This window comes from Limnobacter olei (genome assembly GCF_029087225.1).
Taxonomy (GTDB): Bacteria; Pseudomonadota; Gammaproteobacteria; order Burkholderiales; family Burkholderiaceae_B; genus Limnobacter; species Limnobacter olei.
The window spans coordinates 20,396-40,515 of record NZ_JARFJD010000002.1 but is presented as its reverse complement, the minus strand read 5'-3'; the positions used below and the strand labels follow the sequence as shown (position 1 = coordinate 40,515).

Annotated in this window: 19 protein-coding genes; 8 read left to right on the top strand and 11 right to left on the bottom strand. The window is 52.9% G+C overall.

Going from position 1 to position 20,120, the window contains the following annotated elements:
- Position 1 precedes the first annotated feature (1 nt).
- Positions 2 to 790, bottom strand: a complete 789-nt coding sequence (locus PY990_RS00295; protein ID WP_275269896.1) for an HpcH/HpaI aldolase family protein — start codon at positions 788 to 790, stop codon at positions 2 to 4.
- Between the two features lie 208 nt (positions 791 to 998).
- Here PY990_RS00295 and PY990_RS00290 point away from each other — a divergent pair, with 208 nt between their 5' ends.
- Positions 999 to 3,059 (top strand): TonB-dependent receptor family protein, encoded by a 2,061-nt coding sequence (locus tag PY990_RS00290; RefSeq protein WP_275269895.1) that lies wholly within the window; start codon positions 999 to 1,001, stop codon positions 3,057 to 3,059.
- A 58-nt stretch (positions 3,060 to 3,117) separates the two neighbouring features.
- On the opposite strand, the gene PY990_RS00285 is transcribed toward PY990_RS00290, so the two are convergent.
- From PY990_RS00285 to hemP, 6 genes are all read right to left on the bottom strand, one after another.
- A complete protein-coding gene (locus PY990_RS00285) occupies positions 3,118 to 5,031 on the bottom strand; it encodes a c-type cytochrome (RefSeq protein ID WP_275269894.1) in 1,914 nt (637 codons plus the stop codon).
- A gap of 56 nt (positions 5,032 to 5,087) precedes the next feature.
- The gene (locus tag PY990_RS00280) at positions 5,088 to 5,378 is read right to left on the bottom strand and encodes a hypothetical protein (RefSeq protein ID WP_275269893.1); all 291 of its coding nucleotides are present in this window, start codon (positions 5,376 to 5,378) and stop codon (positions 5,088 to 5,090) included.
- Positions 5,369 to 7,006: a PepSY-associated TM helix domain-containing protein gene (locus PY990_RS00275; RefSeq protein WP_275269892.1), complete on the bottom strand. Its 1,638-nt coding sequence runs from the start codon at positions 7,004 to 7,006 to the stop codon at positions 5,369 to 5,371. The genes PY990_RS00280 and PY990_RS00275 overlap by 10 nt, the downstream gene beginning before the upstream one ends.
- Positions 7,007 to 7,015: 9 nt before the next feature.
- Entirely contained in the window at positions 7,016 to 7,318 is a 303-nt protein-coding gene (locus PY990_RS00270; RefSeq protein WP_275269891.1) for a hypothetical protein, read from the bottom strand.
- Entirely contained in the window at positions 7,299 to 7,457 is a 159-nt protein-coding gene (locus PY990_RS00265) for a hypothetical protein (RefSeq protein ID WP_275269890.1), read from the bottom strand. Before PY990_RS00265 ends, PY990_RS00270 begins: the two co-directional genes overlap by 20 nt.
- 68 nt (positions 7,458 to 7,525) lie before the next feature.
- On the bottom strand, positions 7,526 to 7,711 hold the full coding sequence (hemP, locus tag PY990_RS00260) for a hemin uptake protein HemP (protein ID WP_275269889.1): 186 nt from the start codon (positions 7,709 to 7,711) through the stop codon (positions 7,526 to 7,528).
- A gap of 134 nt (positions 7,712 to 7,845) precedes the next feature.
- Between hemP and PY990_RS00255 the strand changes: the two genes are divergently transcribed.
- From PY990_RS00255 to PY990_RS00240, 4 genes are read left to right on the top strand one after another with little or no spacing between them, the layout of a single operon-like run.
- Positions 7,846 to 9,015: an imelysin family protein gene (locus PY990_RS00255; protein WP_413789472.1), complete on the top strand. Its 1,170-nt coding sequence runs from the start codon at positions 7,846 to 7,848 to the stop codon at positions 9,013 to 9,015.
- The gene (locus PY990_RS00250; protein ID WP_275270281.1) at positions 9,015 to 10,424 is read left to right on the top strand and encodes a di-heme oxidoreductase family protein; all 1,410 of its coding nucleotides are present in this window, start codon (positions 9,015 to 9,017) and stop codon (positions 10,422 to 10,424) included. The genes PY990_RS00255 and PY990_RS00250 overlap by 1 nt, the downstream gene beginning before the upstream one ends.
- Positions 10,424 to 11,527, top strand: a complete 1,104-nt coding sequence (locus tag PY990_RS00245) for an imelysin family protein (protein ID WP_275269888.1) — start codon at positions 10,424 to 10,426, stop codon at positions 11,525 to 11,527. The genes PY990_RS00250 and PY990_RS00245 overlap by 1 nt, the downstream gene beginning before the upstream one ends.
- A gap of 4 nt (positions 11,528 to 11,531) precedes the next feature.
- Positions 11,532 to 12,596, top strand: a complete 1,065-nt coding sequence (locus PY990_RS00240) for a DUF1513 domain-containing protein (RefSeq protein WP_275269887.1) — start codon at positions 11,532 to 11,534, stop codon at positions 12,594 to 12,596.
- On the opposite strand, the gene PY990_RS00235 is transcribed toward PY990_RS00240, so the two are convergent.
- Positions 12,589 to 14,361, bottom strand: a complete 1,773-nt coding sequence (locus PY990_RS00235) for a pyrroloquinoline quinone-dependent dehydrogenase (protein WP_275269886.1) — start codon at positions 14,359 to 14,361, stop codon at positions 12,589 to 12,591. The two genes, PY990_RS00240 and PY990_RS00235, sit on opposite strands and share 8 nt — an antisense overlap.
- Positions 14,362 to 14,519: 158 nt before the next feature.
- On the opposite strand from PY990_RS00235, the gene PY990_RS00230 reads away from it, so the two are divergent.
- Entirely contained in the window at positions 14,520 to 14,675 is a 156-nt protein-coding gene (locus tag PY990_RS00230) for a hypothetical protein (RefSeq protein ID WP_168426918.1), read from the top strand.
- A 15-nt stretch (positions 14,676 to 14,690) separates the two neighbouring features.
- On the opposite strand, the gene PY990_RS00225 is transcribed toward PY990_RS00230, so the two are convergent.
- From PY990_RS00225 to PY990_RS00215, 3 genes are all read right to left on the bottom strand, one after another.
- Positions 14,691 to 15,911, bottom strand: a complete 1,221-nt coding sequence (locus tag PY990_RS00225) for an MFS transporter (protein WP_275269884.1) — start codon at positions 15,909 to 15,911, stop codon at positions 14,691 to 14,693.
- Positions 15,912 to 15,966: 55 nt separating this feature from the next.
- Positions 15,967 to 16,911 (bottom strand): AEC family transporter, encoded by a 945-nt coding sequence (locus PY990_RS00220; protein ID WP_275269883.1) that lies wholly within the window; start codon positions 16,909 to 16,911, stop codon positions 15,967 to 15,969.
- Positions 16,912 to 17,098: 187 nt separating this feature from the next.
- Positions 17,099 to 18,175, bottom strand: coding sequence for a substrate-binding domain-containing protein (locus PY990_RS00215; RefSeq protein WP_275269882.1), 1,077 nt, complete (start codon positions 18,173 to 18,175; stop codon positions 17,099 to 17,101).
- Between the two features lie 102 nt (positions 18,176 to 18,277).
- Here PY990_RS00215 and PY990_RS00210 point away from each other — a divergent pair, with 102 nt between their 5' ends.
- A complete protein-coding gene (locus tag PY990_RS00210; RefSeq protein ID WP_413789489.1) occupies positions 18,278 to 19,093 on the top strand; it encodes a quinoprotein dehydrogenase-associated SoxYZ-like carrier in 816 nt (271 codons plus the stop codon).
- Complete coding sequence (locus tag PY990_RS00205; RefSeq protein WP_275269880.1) at positions 19,090 to 20,076, top strand: quinoprotein relay system zinc metallohydrolase 1; 987 nt, start codon at positions 19,090 to 19,092, stop codon at positions 20,074 to 20,076. The genes PY990_RS00210 and PY990_RS00205 overlap by 4 nt, the downstream gene beginning before the upstream one ends.
- The last annotated feature ends 44 nt before the right edge of the window (positions 20,077 to 20,120 follow it).

Genomic DNA, 20,120 nt, shown 5'->3' with positions numbered 1-20,120 from the left:
TTCAGGCTCCTTGAGAAACATCATGGGGTGTCTGGAAAGGTTGAAGCTTGGTTCGCAGTGCATGACCGAAGTGGCTTCGGTCTTCGCCACACAGAAAAAGTTTGCAGTCAAGTTCTTGCCAGTGCCGCAGTTGGCTTGGTGTTCTTGGGTTGGGGCAAAAGGGCACATCGGCGTGTTGGCAAATTTGATGCAGCTTGTTCAATGCGTCGAACACCACTGGGTGCAGCGGGCTTGGTCCAAGGCCCATGTTCAAGGCAAGGTCCAGTGCACCTTCCATGACAAAGCTGACCTGCCCGGTGGCCAGCATCTGGGATAGGGCATTCAAGCCGCTTTCACTTTCAATCATGGGCACCAGCAATGTGTGTGTGTTGGCCTGCGCAATGTAGTCGCTCAAGGGCAGTTGCCCGTAGCCTGTCACTGTTCCGCCAGTAATGCCGCGTGTGCCGGACGGGGGGAATTTCATGGCTTTGGCAATCGCTTCAATTTGATCTGCGTTCTCTGCGCGTGACAGCACAATGCCCATGGCACCCGCATCCAATACCTTGCCGATGAAGTTGGGGCGAATTTCTGCAATGCGAACCAGGGGCACGCATTGGTGGTGCCGGCAGGTTTGAATGCATTCGCGCAGGGTGTTTTCATCGAGCAGCACGTGCTCGGTGTCGATGATGACGAAGTCGTAATTGCACTGGGCAATCATGTCGATGATCAACGGGGAGGGCAGGGAGTTCAGCAGGCCCAGCTTGGGCGATGTGTTGGATGCTGCTTTGGTCAACAAGTAAGGATGGATCATGTTTTATTTGTAAATGATAATGATTAATATTAGCATTAAATAAAACGGCGCTTCAAAAAAATTAACAATCCATCACTCGATATGGGGGTGAAGGCGCGAATACAGCGGTGCGGTACAAGAAAAAAATGTCTTTTTGAAGGGCTTACAAAAATATCGTTGTAAAAATAACGATAATGAGAACGATTTTTATTATTAAAAGGAAACAGCAATGTCATTTCGTCGTGCGCATGCCGATTCGCGCCAAGGTCCCCGTATTTCAATTCTATCCACGGCTGTGGCCCTGGCCTGTATTTCCCTGGGTAATGCTGTGTTCGCGCAAAACCTGGCACCGGTCACCGTCCAATCGGACTGGTTAGGCCCACCCACAGAGGAAAGCGTAAAAACCTACACGGGTGCGCGCACGGTTCTTGAGAAAGAAGACCTGGAAGAGCGTGGTGCTTTGAACCTGGAAGACGCTTTGCGTCGTGTACCGGGTGTTCAGGTGTTGGATGAAACAGGGACCGGCATTTTGCCCAACATTGGTGTGCGTGGTTTGAATCCCTTGCGCAGTGAGCGTTTACAAATTCTGGTCGATGGTTACCCGATTGCGATTGGCCCATACACCAACGTGGGCTTGTCGCTGTTCCCGGTTACCTTGCCCAGCCTTGAAGCGGTGGATTTGGTGCGTGGCGGTGCGGCTGTTCATTACGGCCCCAACAACGTAGGTGGCGTGCTGAATTTGGTGACCAAGCCCATTCCCGCAAAAACCAGTCAAACGTTCCGCGAACGCCTTCAAATTTCCGAAGAAACCGGCAACATGCTGACTGACACGTACTACCGCATTGGTGGTTTTGTGCGTGAAGACATTGGTTTGCAATTTCAGGCCAATATTGTGGATGGAAAGGGTCAGCGCGATCGTTCCGACACCGAAGTGCGCAACTTTATTGTAGATGGTGAGTACTACCTGAACCCGAACAACGATTTCAAGGCGCAGTTGCAGTACTACGAAGTGAAGGCTGAATTGCCCGGCGCATTGAGCCCTGCAGCATATGAACAGAATCCGAATCAGTCTCAACGTCCATTTGATGCTTATGATGCAGACATGTGGCGTGCCACTTTCACTTGGAATCACAGTTTTAACGAAGATACCAAATTGACTTGGCGTAATTTTGCACACCAGGCCGACCGCACCTTCTTCTTCAGTGATCCCATGGACCCTGCCTTGCCGGTGACCAGCGTCAGTGAATCGCCAAGAATTTTCAGTGTGCACGGCACCGAGCCCCGCATCACCCGAAAAATTGGCAATCACACCATTATCGCGGGTGCACGATTTGTCGAAGAAGATGTGCGATTTGATGTAACGCGTACCACTTTGGCAACTGGTGCGGTGAATCCATTGCGCAGATGGGATTTCTCAACCACTGCAATGGCGTATTACCTCAGCGATTCAATCGCTTTGATGGAAAATCGATTAACCGTTACCCCGGGTATTCGCTATGAGGACGTGGAAACCAACTACAGGGATTTGAACACGGGCGCACAGTTTCAGAATAACCCCGATGAATGGTTGCCTGGATTGACTGTGGGCTACCAGGCCACGAAAGATGTGTATGTGTTTGCCAATGCGCAGCGCTCGCTGGTGCCGGTGCAAACTGCGCAGGTTACCCGCGGTGGTGATGTGGGCAATGAAACAGCCGAGAACTATGAGATTGGTTCACGCTGGCAAATTAACCCGCAGGCCAATATAGCGGCAACCTTGTTCCGTGTTGATTACAAAGACCAAATTGTTTTCGATTCAGGCGCATTCCGCAACTTGGGTGAAACACGCCAGGAAGGTGTGGAGCTGGAAGGTCGCTGGAACCTGGACAGTCAAACTGAACTGGGCATGAGCTACACCTACCTGGACACGGAGCAGTTGTCGGGTGCAGACCGAGGCAAGAAACTTCGCAATGCGCCAACTCACCATATTGGTGTTGACGCTGTACACAAGTTTGGCAAGTGGACTGCCAATGCGAATGCCTTGTATGTTTCTGAAAGTTTCAGTGATTCAGCCAACACTCAGGTTGAAACTGCCAATGGCAGCGCCGGGGAGTTGCCCGCTTACACCTTGGTGAACATGCGCGTGGGTCGTGATTTCCCAATTGGTCAGGGCAAAAATATGAACCTTGGTTTTGGCATCAATAACCTGTTTGATGAGCAGTACTTCTTCCGTGGTGTGGATGTGAGTACCATCGGCCGGGTGCCTGCACCTGGACGTATGTTGCTGGTTGAAATGCAAGTTGATTTCTAGTCATCGTTAAGCGCGACATCGAAAAACCGGTGATGAAGCAATTCATCGCCGGCTTTTTTTATTGATTACCACGTTGCTTGTCGACTTCGACAGACGCCACTCCACTGGCATTGTTCCCCCAGCTTCGCCGGATGTAAGTGACCACTGCTGCAATGTCGTTGTTGCTCAGTTCTACTCGATAGGGTGGCATGCCATGTGGATACGGTATGCCTTGTGTGCTGGGTGAAAAACCGCCATTGAGCACCATGCGTATGGTGTTGACCGGGTTGGGTGCAATCACATTCACATTGCTTGCCAAGGCCGGAAATTGATTGGCTTTGCCTTCGCCTTTCTTGCCATGGCATTCGGCACAGGTATTGGTATAAATGTTCTCTCCTCGAACCATCAAAGGTTGCAAGGTGCGTTGCCCAAGGCCTGTTGATTCTTTTTCTGATGGGGCTTGTGCAGGCAGGCTTTTCAGATAAACCGCCATGGCTTGGGTGTCGGCAGCCGTGGCAAATTGCAGGCTGTGCGCAATGACCTCGCTCATGGGGCCATAGCTTGCCGCATGAGAATTCACGCCAGTTTGCAAATATTGCGCAATATCGGCTTCGGTCCATTTACCCAAGCCGTACAAGGGGTGATTATTTAATGCAGGTGCAAACCAGTTCAGCACCGGAATTGTGGCACCGCTTAAATTCAATTTGTCTTTCAATCCACCCAAGGTGCCGCGTGGTGTGTGGCAGGCTGCGCAATGACCCAGACCATTGACCAAGTAGGCACCACGATTCCAAAGCGCGGTTTGTGTGGTGTCGGGTTTGAATTCACCTTCGGTGAAATAGAGTGCACGCCACACCGCCAGTAGTGGGCGTTGATTGAAGGGAAATTGCAATTCAGGCTGCGGTGTTTTTTGGGCAATGGCGGGCAGGCGTTTCAGGTAGGCGAACAAGTCATCCACCTCTGCACGGCTCATTTTGGTGTAGTCGGTGTAGGGAAATGCAGGGTATAGATAATCCCCGTTTTTTGAGATGCCGCTGTGCATCGCTTTGTAAAAATCGTCGGCAGTCCACCTGCCCAGTCCGTGTTCAGCATTCGGTGTCAGGTTGGTGCTGTAAATTTTCCCAAAGGGTGTTTCGATTGCACGCCCACCAGCATAGGGTTTTTTGGGGTTGGCAGTGTGGCAACCGGCGCAATTACCCAAGCGTGCCAGATAGGCACCGCGTTTCTCCTGTTCAGACAACACATTCAACGCAATCGGCTCGGGCGAGATATTGTTGTTGCCTTGCACGGCTGTGGCAGTGTGTGTGCCGCACTTCAGCGGGAACTGAATGCTGTTGCTGGGAGCTGCTTTGGGGTTTTCTGGCATGGGCTGTGCCGCAAGGTATGCGGTGGCCGTGTTCAATTGCTCGGGGCTGAGCGCTTTCACTAGCGCATGCATGCAATCGGGGTCAGCGGCTTGGCGCTGACCGTTGCGCCATTTGCCAAGTTGCGCATTCAGGTAATCGCGCGGCAAACCCAATAAACCGGGGGTGTAAGGTTCTACCCCGGTCAGTGCTTGCCCGTGGCAGGCGGCGCAGGCAGGAATTTTTTTGGATGCAACGCCATCGAACACAAGTTGTTTGCCCTGTTCAAGTTCTGCGGGCGTTGCGGTACTTTTTGCAGGCGCAGGGTAGGGCGGGTTTTGCGCAGCAAAGTACTTCGCCATTTGCAGCAGGTAGTCATTCGACAAATGCTGAACAATGCCATTCATGGCCGCATGTTGGCGACTGCCTTCCCGAAACGCTATCAGCTGGTTGTACAAATAACCTTCTGGCTTGCCAGCAATGCGCGGGTAGTAACCTTCCGCGCTGGCGCGCCCCTCGGCACCGTGGCATGCTACACAGGCTTGAACGCGGTTGGCCATGTCGACTGCGACGGGTGTTGGATTGGACTGTGCATTCGCGGCAATGCTGGCGAGCAGCAAAAGGGCGGTGGTGGCAAAGCGGGTGATCATGGATACAGCTCGTGTTGAATGTCAGGCGATTATACGCCTACAACACGAGCGAGCGCTTATCTCGACAGAGCAAGCATCCATGCCAACACTGCAGCCAGTATGGCAGCGGCCATGACCCAAAGCACAAGTCCGAAAGCAAGTCCTTCAATGGCAGCCAATGCAGTCGCACTCATCAACAAAGATAGAATGCCCGCCAAGCGCCTTGAGCCAGCCGACTTAAGACCTATTGCATTGCAACGCCCCGCCCAACGTCGATGACGATAGTGAGCCTGCTGCGAAAGTGCAGTCAACAACAAACCCCAAAACAACAGAAGAAATGTCAGCGCAAGTTGTACCGTTAGTGGCATTGTCCAACCTCGCTGGGCTCAGCATACTTCGCTGTCGCGCTGACCGACAGTTTGTGGGCAGTGTAGACACCGCTTGCAACCATCAGCATTAAACCGATGTCGATGGCCAGTGAATTCATATCCCCTTGAGCCATGGCTTGAACCAGTCCACCTGTGTTGATCTGGTTGAGCAACCAGGCCAATGCACACAAGGCGGTAAAGACGACCGTGGGTGGCAGCCACTGGCTGCTGTAGTGCGCTTCGGCTTGGTTTTGCAGGTGTTTGTATCGGAAGGCACTGACAAAGGCCCAAACGATACTGAGTACCCACACGCCATAAAATGCCCAGGTCTCGACAGTGGCCCTGCTCTCGATGTGATTCGGCAAAAGCTGGTTTGCAACAAGATAGGCGGCGGTGGCAATCATCATGCCTAGGGTGCCGCCCACGGTCAGTGCTTGAACCACAGTGAAGCCTGGCAGTTTTTTCTTGTGATGCTGAATACGGCGAGACTCGAGCCAAAACAAGAACCCCGTATGAATCATGATGCAACCCAACAAGCCCCCCACCACGTAAAGCACTCGAAGTGCAGTGTGGTCAAACTGGATGAAGTGCAGGCCGTTGATCCAGTGTGTGAAGCCCTTGATGGGTTTGGGCGCGTGTGCATGGAGCAGTTCACCGGTGTGCAACAGCATGGTGTCAGCATGTGTGCTCATGCTGATGCTGCGCTCGGGAAACACCCGGCGAATTTCAAGTGTGGCGTTGCTGTCACCCAAGTTTCGAATATTGATTGAATCAGCACGCGCGGTTTCGCCCAGGGCTTGGCTCCAGGCCATTTCCCGCGCTTGAACCAAAGCCGGTACGCTTTTCAGTGCAGCGAGTTGTTGCTCGGCGTCTTCAACAAAACCACTGGGGGGCATATTCACAAAACCACTCATGGCTTTCTGCGAGGCGGCTTTGTCACCACCAAATGCGGCCAGTGTGGCCCACGGAAAATAGATGGAAAAAAAGATGAGCAAACCGGTGAAAGTGATGAGGAAGTGAAAGGGCAATGCCACCACGCTGCTCAGATTGTGCAAGTCGAGCAAACTGCGCACGGTGTGTTTGTTGGGGCGAAACAAAAAGAACTCAGCCAGCAGTTTTCGGTGAATGACAATGCCGCTGATCAACAGCGCCATCATGGCCAAGCCGGCAATGCCCAGCAAAAAATACCCCACGTTATTCCAGGCAATATTGAATTTGTAGTGGAAGGGAAAAAAGAAACCGCTGCCACCCAAGGTGTGTTCATTGGAGACCACTTTGCCTGTGTCTGGATCGATGAAATAGGTTTTCAAGGTTCGGTCGGGTTCTACGATCCGAATTAGTGTCATGGGCGTTCGCTCGGTGGGCAAGCGCAGTCGAATGTTGTCGGATCCCGGCGCCAGTTCATGGGCCTTCAGCAACACTGTTTCAAGTTGATTTGGGCTCAGTATGCAACATTCGCCAGCAATACTGCGGCTTTCCGGGTGCATCCAGCGGTCGAACTCTTTATCGAATACAGTGAGCGTACCCATCCAGAACACAGCGAACAGCAGGAAGCCAACGAACAGCCCAAACCAGGTGTGAAACCAAGCCATGTGTTGACGAACGGAAGGTGCTTTCTGCTTGCTCACGGCCTGGGATTACCAAGGAAAATAAATCACGATTGCGCAAAGCAAACCAAACAGCAGTCCTTTGGCACTTAGCCAGGCCAGGCTGGCTGTGCAGTATATCCACAGCACCCAGCAGGGCATGGCAAGGTAGGCCAGCAGCAGGCTCAGGGTCATGGCTTCGCTTTGTTCCATGCCTGCTTTAGACAGCAAAATGGCCAATGCTGCCGCAAGCAGGTTGGCTAAAACCAAGCCTCCAGGAAAAGCCAGCAGCAGGCAAACGATTTGCCGACTGCTGATTTTTAACCAGTTTGATTTAGAAACGGTAGTTTGCACTGAAAACCACCTTGCGTCCGACCCCATAGAAACAGTCGCAACGGTTGTCAAACCCATAAGAGCCAGCACTCACGCCTGCTGGGTAGCCAAGCGCGTCTTGCAGGGTTAGTGCACCTTGGTCTTCAATGTTCGTATTCATGATGCTGTTTGAAAAAAACGCTGGCTGGCTATCGGTGTTGCTGGCTTGCGATCGAGGGTGAGAGAAGATTATTTGGTCAAAATCAGTTTGCCCTGGGCAGTAATTCGCAAGCGATATTCGGTGTTGTCATGAACAATCGTCCTTTCTCGACTACCCAAAGGAAACAAGGTTTTTGTATTCAAAGGCGCTGCGACCGCTGGCTCAGTGTGACTTTCAGGGGCAGTGCCAGTTTTCAGCGTAGATTGGGTGTTCATGGTGGCCCGAAATAAAGTGGATTGTCTGCGTTGAATGAATCGAAGTGTAGCGGATTGTCTTATTAATTGCAAATCATTCTCATTAAGATTAACATATTCCTTCTTTTTGATTGATTCAAAGGTTTCAGGTCCTTATGACGTACTCGTGGTTCAACGCCAAACACAAGGCGATGGTTGTCGGTGTAGCCTTGGCATTTTGCAATATGGCTATGGCGGCTCCCACTGATCAAGATGTGGTGAAGGGTTATGGTCAATTGGTGTATGCCAATTACACCGATTCAGTGAATGCTGCCCAAAAAATGCAAGCCGCCATTGACGTATTTTTGAAAGCCCCTTCCCAGACTGGCCTGGAGGCTGCAAAAAAAGCATGGCTGAATGCTCGCGAGTTTTACGGGCAAACAGAGGCTTTCCGTTTTTACGGCGGTCCAATTGACGATGAAAACGGGCCCGAAGGGCAAATGAATGCCTGGCCTATGGATGAATCGTATGTGGACTATGTACAAGGCAATGCACGCAGTGGTTTTATCAACAATCCAAAATTCAAGATTACCCGCGATGCCTTGATTGAACAGAATGAGCGGGGTGGTGAAGAAAATATTGCCACAGGTTGGCATGCCATTGAATTTTTGTTGTGGGGTCAGGATTTGAATGAGAATGGCTCCGGCAAAAGACCTTATACCGATTACGTGAAAGGCAAAGGTCAGAATGCAGAACGTCGCGCTGCTTATTTGCGCGAGGTCACGGCTCTGTTGATCCACGATCTTCAAACAGTGCAATCAGCCTGGGCTCCGAAGAAGCCCAATAATTTCCGAGCCAGTTTCGAGAAAGACGGCAAGGAATCCATTCGCAAAATTCTGGTGGGTCTTGGCTCCCTGTCGCGCGGCGAGCTTGCCGGTGAACGCCTTGAAGTGGCCTTGTTCAGCCAGGATCAAGAGGACGAACACTCTTGCTTTTCTGACAACACCCATCGCGATGCGGTGACCAACGCGCAAGGTATTTTGAATGTGTGGACTGGCACTTACAAACAGGCCGATGGGGCACAGTTGAAGGTGCCTTCACTGGCCGAGTTGGTGGGGGCACGCGCACCGGAAGTTGCGAAGAAAACCACGCAGCAAATCCAGAATTCAGTGAAAGCCGCAAGTGCCATTCAAGCACCCTTCGATCGGGAAATTATTGGCGGCGCGGATGCGCCTGGCCCGCAACGCGTGAAAGCCACCGTGGATAGCCTGGTTGCGCAAAGCACTTTGCTGGTTGAATCAGCCAATGCAATTGGCATTACCCAACTTACCCTGACCTTGCCATGATGAAAGTAGCTGTTTGTTTGGCAGGGGGAACCCTGTTGCTTACCGGGGTTGCATGGGCCGCGGTTGAAGGAATGACTGCGCGTACAGCCGGGGATGTCACCGTGTTTGCCGATGGCCGAAATGCGTTCTCATTTCCCGCAGCGAATTTGCCTGATGATGAACGAACCCGGTTTGCCATTGGTAATTCGTTTTTCAAACGCAACTGGGTGCAGGCCCCGGCATCGACCACTGCGCGTGACGGACTGGGCCCACATTTTATTGCACGTTCCTGCGGTGGTTGCCATGTGCAGGACGGCAGAGGAAGGCCGCCCGAAATTCTGGACCGCTTAAGCACGGAACAGCCGGTGGACCTCTTGTTCCGCCTGTCCATCCCCAGCACCGATCCCAAACATGGTGTTGTGCCCGATCCTGTGTATGGCGATCAGTTCAATAACGCTGCAATTGCCGGCGTGAAGCCTGAAGGCAAGGTGCACATTCAAATCACCGAAGTACTTGGCAAGTACCCGGATGGCACACCCTATGTGTTGAAAAAGCCGAGCTATTCTTTCTCTGATTTGGGTTATGGCCCCATGCACCCTGATGTGATGGTGAGCCCGCGAATTGCGCCACAGGTGATTGGCTTGGGCTTGCTGGAAGCGATTGAAGAAAAGGATGTGTTGAACAATGCCAAGCGGCAGGCGGCACAGCCCGGCCCAATCAAGGGTGTGCCCAACCGGGTTTGGGATGCGTATGCACAAAAGGACATGTTGGGCCGCTTTGGCTGGAAGGCCAACGTGGCTACGCTGGCGCACCAAACCGGCGGCGCTTTTCTGGGCGACATCGGCATCACCAGTAGTTTGTTTCCTTCCGAGAATTGCACGCCTGCCCAGAAAGACTGTGTGCAGGCACCCAATGGTTCCGAGAACGGCGAGCCTGAACTGAGCGACAAACTGTTCAATGAGATTGTGTTTTATCAAGCCGTGTTGGCACCGCCGGCCCGCCGCAACGTGAATGATGCGCAAGTGTTAAAAGGTCAAAAGTTGTTTGAGCAAGCGCAGTGCGCTGTGTGCCATCGCCCTTCCTACACCACAGGCAAAGTGCCTTTCCCTGCCTTGAGCAGCAAGGTGTTGGAAGGACAGGAAATTTGGCCCTACACCGATTTGTTGTTGCATGACATGGGCGAAGGCCTTGCCGACAATCGCCCCGATTTCAAAGCCAACGGCCGCCAATGGAAAACACCGCCGCTGTGGGGTATCGGCTTGATTCCTGATGTGAACAACCACATGCGTTTGTTGCACGACGGCCGCGCCGATGGCGTTGAAGAAGCCATTCTCTGGCACGGTGGTGAAGCCGAGCAAAGCAAGAACCGCTTCATGAATTTTTCGGCTGAAGATCGTGCAGCACTGATTCGTTTTGTGGAGTCTTTGTGATGAATCCCCAGCATCAGCATGAATTGAAAACTGGCCTGTTGCGCGGACTGGTCTGGGTGGTGTTGGCCTTCGTGTTGTTGTTAGTGCTGAATTTTGCCAATTCTGCCGTGGCTGCAAAACCCGTGGACAGAAGCAACATGCTGTTTCCTTACTACGAGGTGGCTGAGGTACTGAACAGTGTGGCGACACACCACCATGCCAAAGACACCGCCGCGTTAACTGATCAACTCGAGGCGTTGAGTGTGGCCACGGCGCAATATTGCAAAACGGATGGGAAAACGCAGCCTGCCAACATGCAACAGTTACAGGCGCAATATGCCAAAGCCTACCTGGCCTGGCTGGAACTGTCTTCGGTGGTGATGGGGCCGATGCTGGACAACAACACGGTGCGCCAAATCGATTTTCGACCTTTGCGCCTGAACTTGCTTGAGCGTGCAATCAAAAAACAGCCACAAGGCGCGCAAGCCATGGCCATGATCGGAAGCCCGGCCAAAGGTTTTCCTGCCCTTGAGTATTTGTTCACGCAAAATAATTTCAAATCGGGCACCCCCCAGTGCAATTATGCGCACGAGGTCGTGCTCGACATTGAACGCACTGTGGCCGGTTTGAAGTGGGACGACGCACAGGCGCTGGGTGCAGGCATGCAATTGTATTTCAACCAGTTGGTTGGAGCCACGCATAACCTGGCGTGGGAACGCATGGAAAAGCCGCTCTTGAAGAACAAGGATGAAGCCGGTGCAAACGTGACGCCTGCAGGACATTGGCCATTTTCAGAATTTCAGCTGACCGAAAAAGCATGGGCCGCACAGTGGCAGGGCATCGAACATTTGTTGATGGTGACTGGCCAAACGGTGCCGCAGGCCGATACGCAAGTGATACCGCTGGAGGCCTATTTGCGTGGCTTGGGGAAAATTGAACTGGCCGACACCTTGGTGAAGTACAGCATTGCTGTGGATGTGGCCATGCGGTCCAACGACATCACAAAGCCGGCCAGTGTTCAGCAGTCAGTGAAAGCACTCAAGGTGCTCAAGGGGTTTTTGGAAAGCGAGGTGGCCAAGGGTTTGAAAGTGTCTATTCAGTTTTCATCTTCTGATGGTGATTGATTCAGTGTTCAATTCGCGTCGACAATTTTTGCTTCAAAGCAGCGCGTTGGCCTTGAGCATGGCCTTGCCCATGTCTGCTGAACTTGCAACCCCTACTCGTCAGGCCCTTTTATTGGCAGCCTGGCAACTTCCCAATGGGGGCTATCAGGTGGGTGTGCTCAACGCAGCCGGGCTAGGTGCAGCGCTTTCTTATACTGTAACCACGGCAGTCGATTTGCCCACACGCCCGCACGGTTTAATGCACCTTCAGGGCGATGAGTATTTGGTGATCGCTCGCCGCCCCGGTGACTGGTTGTTGCGCCTGAATATTCGCAGTGGTGAAACCTCGCGCGTTTGGCAGGAAGAAGACCGGCATTTGAACGGACACAGCGCCGTGTATGGCGATTGGCTTTACACCACAGAAACCGATGTGCTCGGCGGCACTGGTGCATTGGCCGTGCGAAACCGCCATACCTTCGAGTTGCTGGATGTGTGGCCCACGCTGGGCAAAGATCCCCATGAAATGCTGGTGCTGCCCAAGGGTGGGTTGGGCATTGATGAACCTTTTTTGTTGGTGGCCAACGGCGGAATACCCACGCATGCAGACATGGGCAGAACCCAGTTGAATCAACTGCCCATGGATTCTTCTGTCGTGGCGATGAACCCGATCACAGGCAAAGTGTTCAATCAATGGGCCTTGAGCGATACGCGACTCAGTTTGAGACACATGGCGGTTCATGCCAGTGGTGTGGTGGGCGTTGCCATGCAGGCACACCACAGCACCGCTGCCCTTCGGGATGCTGCGCCGGTACTGGCTTTGCTTGATGAAAACGGACTGCGCACGGTGAATGAATCAGCGGGGGTGAATGGCTATGCGGGTGACATTGTGGCCACCCCGCAGGGCTTTGTGATCAGTTGTACCAAGAATAATTCTGCCGGGCAATTCGATGTGCAAGGCAACTTGTTGCATTCACGGGCTGCGAACGCCGCATGCGCACTGGCTGCCGAAGGAGAGCAGGTGTGGCTGGGTAGCTCAGCCAATCAGTTCAGCAGGCCATTGGAGCTGGACAATCACTGGCTGCTTATTTAACCCGCAGTGCCCAAGCCTTGATGGTTTGTCCCTGCTTGAAACCAAACAGTTTGTTGCCACCCACGGCCACTGCCAAAAACTGTTTTCCACTAACTTCGTAGGCGATCGGTGGTGCATTCACGCCCGCTGAATTGTTGTGTTGCCACACACGTTTGCCTGTGCTTGAATCAAGTGCGAAAAACTCGCCACTGCCTTCACCTGAAAAAACCAAACCTGTTTGTGTGCTGAGTACACCGCCAATCAAGGGTGCATTCACTTTGTGTTGCCATACAAGTTTGCCAGTGTCCAAATGAATGGCTGACAACAAGCCGTATTTTTCTCCGTCTTCAATTGGTGACATCGAAGAGTATTTCAGCGCAGGCTTGTTGCCTTTCGCTTTCAGCTCGTGCAATTGATACTTCACCGGCCAGTGAATACCGGCGATGAACACCATGCGGCGTTGTTCATCGACCGACACAGGCGACCAGTTGGAGCCACCAATTACACCGGGGTAAATCACATTGCCTTGTTCAGTGGGCAGGGTAAACATATTGTGCTGCGGTACGAAGGCCTCGCTCTTGAACAACAATTCACCCGTGATGCGATTGTGCACATAAAACCAACCAGTTTTGCCTGCCTGGCCTACAGCTTTCACCGCCTTGCCCTCATGCCTGGTGGTGAACAACACCGGTGGGCTGGCCACGTCGTAACCCCACATGTCGTGCGGAACTTGTTGGTAAAACCATTTCAGCTTGCCGGTGCGCACATCCAGCGCCACCAAGGAGGCGGTGTACAGGTTGTCTCCCGGCCGCGATGAGCCTTCCATTTGCGGCGAAGGGTTGCCCGTGCCGAAATACAAAATGCCATTGTCCCGGTCAATGGCGGGTGTGCTCCAGGCTGATCCGCCGCCGAATTTCCAGGCATCGGGGTATTGGGCTGCTTTGGCTTTTTCTTCCTCAATATTGCGCGGTAACACCACGCCATCGAAGGTGGCCTTTGTGAATTTTCCCTCCCAACCTTGGTCGGGAACCGTGTCAAATTTCCACGCCATTGCGCCGGTGTTAACATCGTAAGCGGCCATGAAACCACGGCGCCCGTAGTTGCCCGCAATACCTACCACCGCACCGAGTGGCGCATCGGGATCGGGCGAGTCCAGGTGCAAGCCATAGCCCACACCGGTAATGCCCACAATCACCTTGCCATCGAACACCATGGGCGCCATGTTGATGCCTGCACCAGATGCACCCGACACTTCCAGTTTTCCGCCTTGCGTGTCCAGTTGCGAACCCAGGGTTGCGGCATCTTCCTGCACACCTTGTTCGCCCTTGGTAACATCAATATCCCAAAGCTTTTGGCCAGTGCGTGCATCCAGTGCCAGAAGGCGGGAATCGACTGTGCCCATGAATACCTTGCCATCACTCACGGCCACGCCCCGATTGGCGGGGCCACAGCACATGGGTCGGTCTTTGATCCTGTCGTGTGTGTAACGCCACAACAATTTTCCAGTGTCGGCTTTCAAGGCCACCACATGGTTAAACGGCAGCGACACAAACATGATGCCGTTCACTACGATAGGTGTGGCTTGAAAGCTGGATGACACACCCGTGTCGAACTCCCAGGCCAAGTCCAGCTGCCCGACATTGCCAGGCGTAATTTGCGTGGACGGACTGTGCCGCTGATGATCCCAATTGCCGCCAAATACCGGCCATTCTTTGCCTGAGCCGGCAAGCGTGGCGGTGCAAATGAGCAGGGAAAAAGCGGCGGCGAAGGCTTGATGCAGCATCATGGTTGTCGTTTTGGATTGGAATTGCCCGAAGATGCAAGCAAGGATCAATCCACTGCTGTTGTTGCAAAGTGGCGCACCTGAGTTGTCACAAAAGTGTCATCCAAGGCGCAGCCGCTTGCGTGTATATTTCGCGTACCCGATTCTATTGGTAAATGATCATGAAGCAACAACTTGAGCTGTTGAAAGAAATTGAACACAAGCTCGAAGAATTGAGCAAAGACAAGGACCTGAAAGAAAAACGTCCGTTGGAAGTCAAAGAGATCAAAGGTTTGCGTTTGGTGGTGTCGTCGATTATTCGCCGCATGGCCAGCTAAACCGGGCCAGGCTGCCTATTTGTACATTCGCACCTGCCGTGCAATCAACAAGGCGATCACGTTGAATACAATCGCGACCAAGCTGCACAGCCAGTAGTTTTGAATCAAGCCCTCTGGGCTGCGTGTAATCAAATGCCCGCCTACCAATGCTGCAAGCCCCATGGCGGCCGATTGCATGGATGAGTTCAGGGTCATGAATGTACCCCGGTTTTTTGGATTTGCGGCAGCACTGACCATGGCCATACCCGGGATCATTCTTCCGCTCACAAATACAAAAAAGCAAGTGGTGATCACCAGAATGGCAGTCATGCCCATGCCCTCGGTTTGCGTAATCAGCGCCATGGGAATAATCGCGAGGCTTGCGATGATTTGCAGCATTTTCAGTTTGCCGATTCGGTCACTGAGCTTGCCAATAATTTGCGCACTGAACAGCGTGGCCGCACCACCGGCCAGATACACCAAGGGAATGTCCGAAGCGGATAGGCCAGCATTGGTTTGCATGTAAATCGTGATGTACGGGATGATTGAAAACCCTGCGAAAATCATGCAGAAGGAAAAGCAAAACGCCAGCAAATGGTTGGGATCGCTGAGCACTTGCCCAATGCCTTGCAAAGGTCCCGTTTCTCCGCGTGCGTGCAAGTGGCCCTGCAATGTGGGTATCACATACCAGCCTGCAACAACCAGCAAGAAGCTGATACCAGCAATGCCGAAAAATGGCGTGTGCCAGTTGGAGTTCGCTGCCACATAAAGCCCCAGAGGAACGCCCATCACGGTGGAAACCGAGAAAGAAGTCATGATGACGCCCATGGCTTTGCCCCTTCGGGCAAAAGGAACTACATCGGCCACGATGGTTTGAATCATGGCCGATAAAATGCCGCCAAAAAGCCCAGCCGCAATTCGGGCCCCCATCAGCGTTTCATAGGTGGGGGCAAGACCGCAGGCCAAAGTGGCCACAGCAAACAGAGAATACAGAATCAGCAACAGCCGGCGTCGCTCGAACCTGTCGATGTACAGAGAGGCCAACAAACCTGAGGCACCCGCAGCAAAGGTGTATGCCGACACCAGCAACCCGAATTGAGCATCGGAAATTGCAAAGGCCCGCGTAAGCTGTGGGCCCAGCGGCATCATGATCATGAAGTCGAGGATGTGGGTGAATTGTATGCCCGCAAGAAGCAGCAACAAGGCCCACTCGCGCTGGGGAGTCATGTTCACTTGGCATGCTGTGGGGCTATTCATGTACTGCGACCTGTTGATGTTTTCTTGTGTTTGACCTTGAGTTTAACGCGCTAACTTAATGACCCAGCGCGGTGAGTGCATAAATGCCCATAGTCATGGACACGATAGACACCAGCGTAGTGAGCGCGATGATGTTGGCGGCCAACTTGCCGTCGCCGCCCGCGGCCACGGCCATTGCGAAGCTGGCCGCAGCGGTGGGGCTTGAGAAAAACATCCAGAGAATGATCAGGTCTCGTCCTTCAATGCCGATGGCCCATGCAGCAGCGCAGGCCAGCACAGGCAGTATTGCAATTTTAATGGCGCTTGATTGCGTGGCTGACATGCCCGAGGCCTTGACCCCGGCCAATGAAAGTGTTCCACCTACACAGATCAGTGCCAGTGGGAGAGTAAGCCCCGCAAAGTATTCTCCCGACTTTAACAACCACTGCGGAATGTAAAGCTGGATTGCGCTGGCCAGCATGCCCAGCACCACCGCAATAATCAGGGGGTTTTTAAGCAGTTCCTTGCCCACAGCGGCTGGGCTGAATTTCAGGGTGGGGCTGTAAACGGAGAGGATCAACACCGACAGCACGTTGAACAACAAAATGGTAAAGCCAACCAACACGCCGCCCACTGACAGGCCGTAGTCGCCGTAGTAACTGGCCACCAGCGCGAAACTGACCACACCACAATTGCCCCGGAACGCGCCCTGAACAAACACCCCGCGTTGACCATAGGGAACAAAGCGGGTGGCCCACCACCAGCTGGCCAGAAAACCCAACACAGTTGCAGCACAGAGAAAAAGTACCAATTTGGCATTGAATGCGCTTTGCAGATCAGCCTGCCAAATGGACAGGAAGAACAGCGTGGGCATGGTGGCTTTGTAGGTGAGGGTTGACGCGGTTTGAATGAACGAGTCGTTGATGAGATTGACTTTGCGCAACAGCAGGCCCATGAAAACCATGGCAAATACGGGGGCGGTAACTCCCAGAATTTCTGAGAGCACATTGGCTTGGTTCATGTTGACAGGCGTGTCTTGAGGTAGCCGCTATTATTTCATTGCTGAACTGTGGGTCAATTGTGGATGACCCTTGGGACGGGCGTGATTGGCCGGGTTACAAGGGCGTAGAACATCATGACTGATAAATTATGCAAATAGTTGCATAATTTTGTTGCACTGCACAGTTTTGACACACGCAAACGGGGGGTTAGCTGCCCTGAATTTCGTTGAGGAACAGCTCCAGTGCGCGCGTTCTTCCAATGTTCAATGAGCAGTAGCCTGCAATACTTTCGACATAAGCGCGCACTTCCGCACTGCGCAACCAGGGCAGCAAAATGTCCACTGCCGGGTATTGCAAATCGCTGTTGTGCAACACCAAAAAGTAACGCTCTTTGGACACTGCCCTGAATTGCAGGCCGTAATGGTCAGCCGCAGCTCGAATGCCCAAGCCCAAATCACCATGTCCTGCTGCAATGGTACAGGCCACTGCCAAATGGGAGTTCTCTTCGTGAAAAAATCCCGGCAAGTCTTCTGCCTTCAGGCAGGCCTTGGTAATCAAGGCATCAAGTTGGTGGTGGGTGGATGAGGCCGAGTTGCGGTTCACCAGCAGGGCGCGCCGTTGGGCCACGTCTTCCAGTGTTGGTGGCACGGAAGCTGGGCGGCTCATCCAGCCGATGTCACGCTCGAACAGTTCAATCACACTGAGGTTGGAACCGCGCAGCCAGCGCCGCATGATGTGATGAACATGGGAGTGTTCTTCAAGGCCAACAGGCAAGTGGCAACCAGCCACGCGCACTTCACCACGGTGCAGAGCCGAGAGTGCCGCAATACTGCCCGACCAGCGTAGCGACAGTTGCAGTTTTTTGTACAGTGCGGTGTTTTGAAACAGGTTTTGAAGCACCAGGTCGTCGCTCAATGCCAGGCTGACCCAGGGTTTGTTTTGATCAACATCCAGCCATTCCGCATTCAATTGCTCGCCCACGGTACCCAAATCGGGTGCCACGCGCACATGGCCTTGTTCCACCATCCAGATCAACTTGTGACCGAACCGGGTCAGGCAGGCACCAGCCCTGCCGTGTGTGGCCACCAGGTCCTCGCCCAGCAGTTGGTTGTATTGCTGGATTTGCGACCATAGGGTACGGTAAGAGATGCCCAGCGCCTTACAGGCCAGCGAAATGGAGCCTTCCGAGTCAATGGTTTTAAGGGTGTTCAACATGCGCTGGTCCAGTTCAACAAACTGACCGTCGTCTTTTTTCCAGCGCGCTGATATTTTTAGGTTGAGCATTTGCGGATACAGGCATGTCGATTGCTTGCATTCTGACAGATTACAAAATGCAGGAGACAAGTAATCATGATGTTCAGCAGTACAAATCAATCGATTAATAAAATGACTCCCCTAGGGGTTTTCTTGAGCGGGTTCTTGCTGGTGAGCAATTTCTTCGCCAGCCCGGTTCTTTCAGCACCCGCAGAGCTTGGGGCAGTCAAAGGCGATTTGACTGGTGGAGACCCGCTGGGTTCCATGCAGTGGCCTGACATGAAAGGCCAGTTCTTCGATGCTGATGCAAAAACCGTGTTTGATTCTCGCATCAAGGTCACGGTGCCCTTGTTCGCCGAAGATGCCATGAATGTGCCAGTCTCATTCGATGCTTCCGCACTCGGTAAGGTGAAAAAAATCGTGGTGCTGGTGGACAGAAACCCGATTCGAAAAGTGTTGGAGTTCATTCCCGAGAAGGCCAAGCCTGCCCTGAATTTTCGCTTCAAGCTGGAGCAAGCCAGCCCGATCCGGGTGGCTGCACTGACCGAGGAGAACGTGTGGCATGTGGGCTATGCTTTTATTGAAGCGTCTGGCGGTGGTTGCACTGTGCCCGGCGCAACACGGGCCGATGGCAGCTGGCCACAAACCCTGAACAAGGTGGCTGGCAAGATGTTTGATGCCAACCAGTTGCGGGATGATGCACGCTTGCGCGTGCAGGTGTCGCACCCCATGGACACGGGCTTGGTGGCTGGCGTGCCCGCTTTTTACATTGAAGAAATGATTTTGCAAGACAAGAACAAACAAGTGCTGGCCAAGCTTTACCCTTTTGAGCCTGTGTCGGAGAACCCTTTGTTTTCGTTTGATTTTGACAAGAAACCGGTGGGCCCAATCAGCCTGGTAGGGCGCGACAACAACGGCAACCGAATTGATGCAAAGGTTACCCAATGAATTTGTGCAAAGCTGTGCGCGCAATATTTGCCGCATCCACGTTCATTGTTCTTGTTGCCCCTGCGCTGGCTGAGCTGCCCAACGTTGCCAAACCAACACCTGACAAAGCCACCCTTGATTATGGTTTGAAAGCCACCAAACTGGCGGGTGGCTGGTATGTGATTGCGGGTGCGAACGATGACTTTTCTCAGGCCAATGGCTGCAACATCATCAACACTGGTTTTTACGTGGACGACTCGGGGGTGTACGTCATCAACACCGGAACCTCGCGTATTTATGGCGAGCAACAACGGGCCTTGATCGATTCACTCAGCAAGAACAAACCAGTGAAGCAGGTGGTGGCACTGAACCTTCACCCGGATTATTTTTTGGGCAATCAGGCTTATCCGAAAGAGGCGCTTGCCGCCACGAAGTTGACCCTACAAGGCATCAAAGCGGAAGCGGCTTTGTATGAAACCAACTTGTACCGTTTGTGTGGCGACTGGATGAAAGGCACTGAAAGCGTATTTCCCGTGCAAACCATATTGCCGGGTAACTTCAATAAACTCGGCGATAAGACAATTCAAACCCTTGAATTGAAAGGTCACACCGATTCAGACCTGGTGTTGTTTGACCCGGAAAGCAAAGTGATGTGGGCCGGTGGCCTGGTGTTTTACAAGCGAATTGTGACCACGCCCCATGCCAAGTTGAAGCCTTGGATTGAAAGCCTGAAAAAACTGCAAGCCATGAAGCCCAAGGTGGTGGTGCCTAGTCACGGCCCCTTGAGTTGGGGAACTGAGGCGATTGACCAAACTCTGGATTACTTAAGTTGGCTGGACAAACGACTGACCGATGCGGCCAATATGGGCGAGGAAATGAATGATGTGATGAAGAAAGGTGCCCCCGAGCGATTTCGAAACTTTGCAGCCTACCCGGCTGAGTTTTACCGCAATGTGACCAATTTGTATCCCCTGTATGAAAAGCAGGCCATGGGCGGTTTCTGAGCGGAGAGAATAAGGGTAAACGCTGTACCAAGTGTGTCAAAAAG

What these genes read in the sequence shown, in the direction of transcription:
- PY990_RS00295 (WP_275269896.1), bottom strand. Translation starts at nt 790, where the DNA reads ATGATCCATCCTTACTTGTTGACCAAAGCAGCATCCAACACATCGCCC.
- PY990_RS00290 (WP_275269895.1), top strand. Translation starts at nt 999, where the DNA reads ATGTCATTTCGTCGTGCGCATGCCGATTCGCGCCAAGGTCCCCGTATT.
- PY990_RS00285 (WP_275269894.1), bottom strand. Translation starts at nt 5,031, where the DNA reads ATGATCACCCGCTTTGCCACCACCGCCCTTTTGCTGCTCGCCAGCATT.
- PY990_RS00280 (WP_275269893.1), bottom strand. Translation starts at nt 5,378, where the DNA reads ATGCCACTAACGGTACAACTTGCGCTGACATTTCTTCTGTTGTTTTGG.
- PY990_RS00265 (WP_275269890.1), bottom strand. Translation starts at nt 7,457, where the DNA reads ATGAATACGAACATTGAAGACCAAGGTGCACTAACCCTGCAAGACGCG.
- hemP (WP_275269889.1), bottom strand. Translation starts at nt 7,711, where the DNA reads ATGAACACCCAATCTACGCTGAAAACTGGCACTGCCCCTGAAAGTCAC.
- PY990_RS00255 (WP_413789472.1), top strand. Translation starts at nt 7,846, where the DNA reads ATGACGTACTCGTGGTTCAACGCCAAACACAAGGCGATGGTTGTCGGT.
- PY990_RS00250 (WP_275270281.1), top strand. Translation starts at nt 9,015, where the DNA reads ATGAAAGTAGCTGTTTGTTTGGCAGGGGGAACCCTGTTGCTTACCGGG.
- PY990_RS00245 (WP_275269888.1), top strand. Translation starts at nt 10,424, where the DNA reads ATGAATCCCCAGCATCAGCATGAATTGAAAACTGGCCTGTTGCGCGGA.
- PY990_RS00235 (WP_275269886.1), bottom strand. Translation starts at nt 14,361, where the DNA reads ATGATGCTGCATCAAGCCTTCGCCGCCGCTTTTTCCCTGCTCATTTGC.
- PY990_RS00230 (WP_168426918.1), top strand. Translation starts at nt 14,520, where the DNA reads ATGAAGCAACAACTTGAGCTGTTGAAAGAAATTGAACACAAGCTCGAA.
- PY990_RS00225 (WP_275269884.1), bottom strand. Translation starts at nt 15,911, where the DNA reads ATGAATAGCCCCACAGCATGCCAAGTGAACATGACTCCCCAGCGCGAG.
- PY990_RS00220 (WP_275269883.1), bottom strand. Translation starts at nt 16,911, where the DNA reads ATGAACCAAGCCAATGTGCTCTCAGAAATTCTGGGAGTTACCGCCCCC.
- PY990_RS00215 (WP_275269882.1), bottom strand. Translation starts at nt 18,175, where the DNA reads ATGCTCAACCTAAAAATATCAGCGCGCTGGAAAAAAGACGACGGTCAG.
- PY990_RS00210 (WP_413789489.1), top strand. Translation starts at nt 18,278, where the DNA reads ATGACTCCCCTAGGGGTTTTCTTGAGCGGGTTCTTGCTGGTGAGCAAT.
- PY990_RS00205 (WP_275269880.1), top strand. Translation starts at nt 19,090, where the DNA reads ATGAATTTGTGCAAAGCTGTGCGCGCAATATTTGCCGCATCCACGTTC.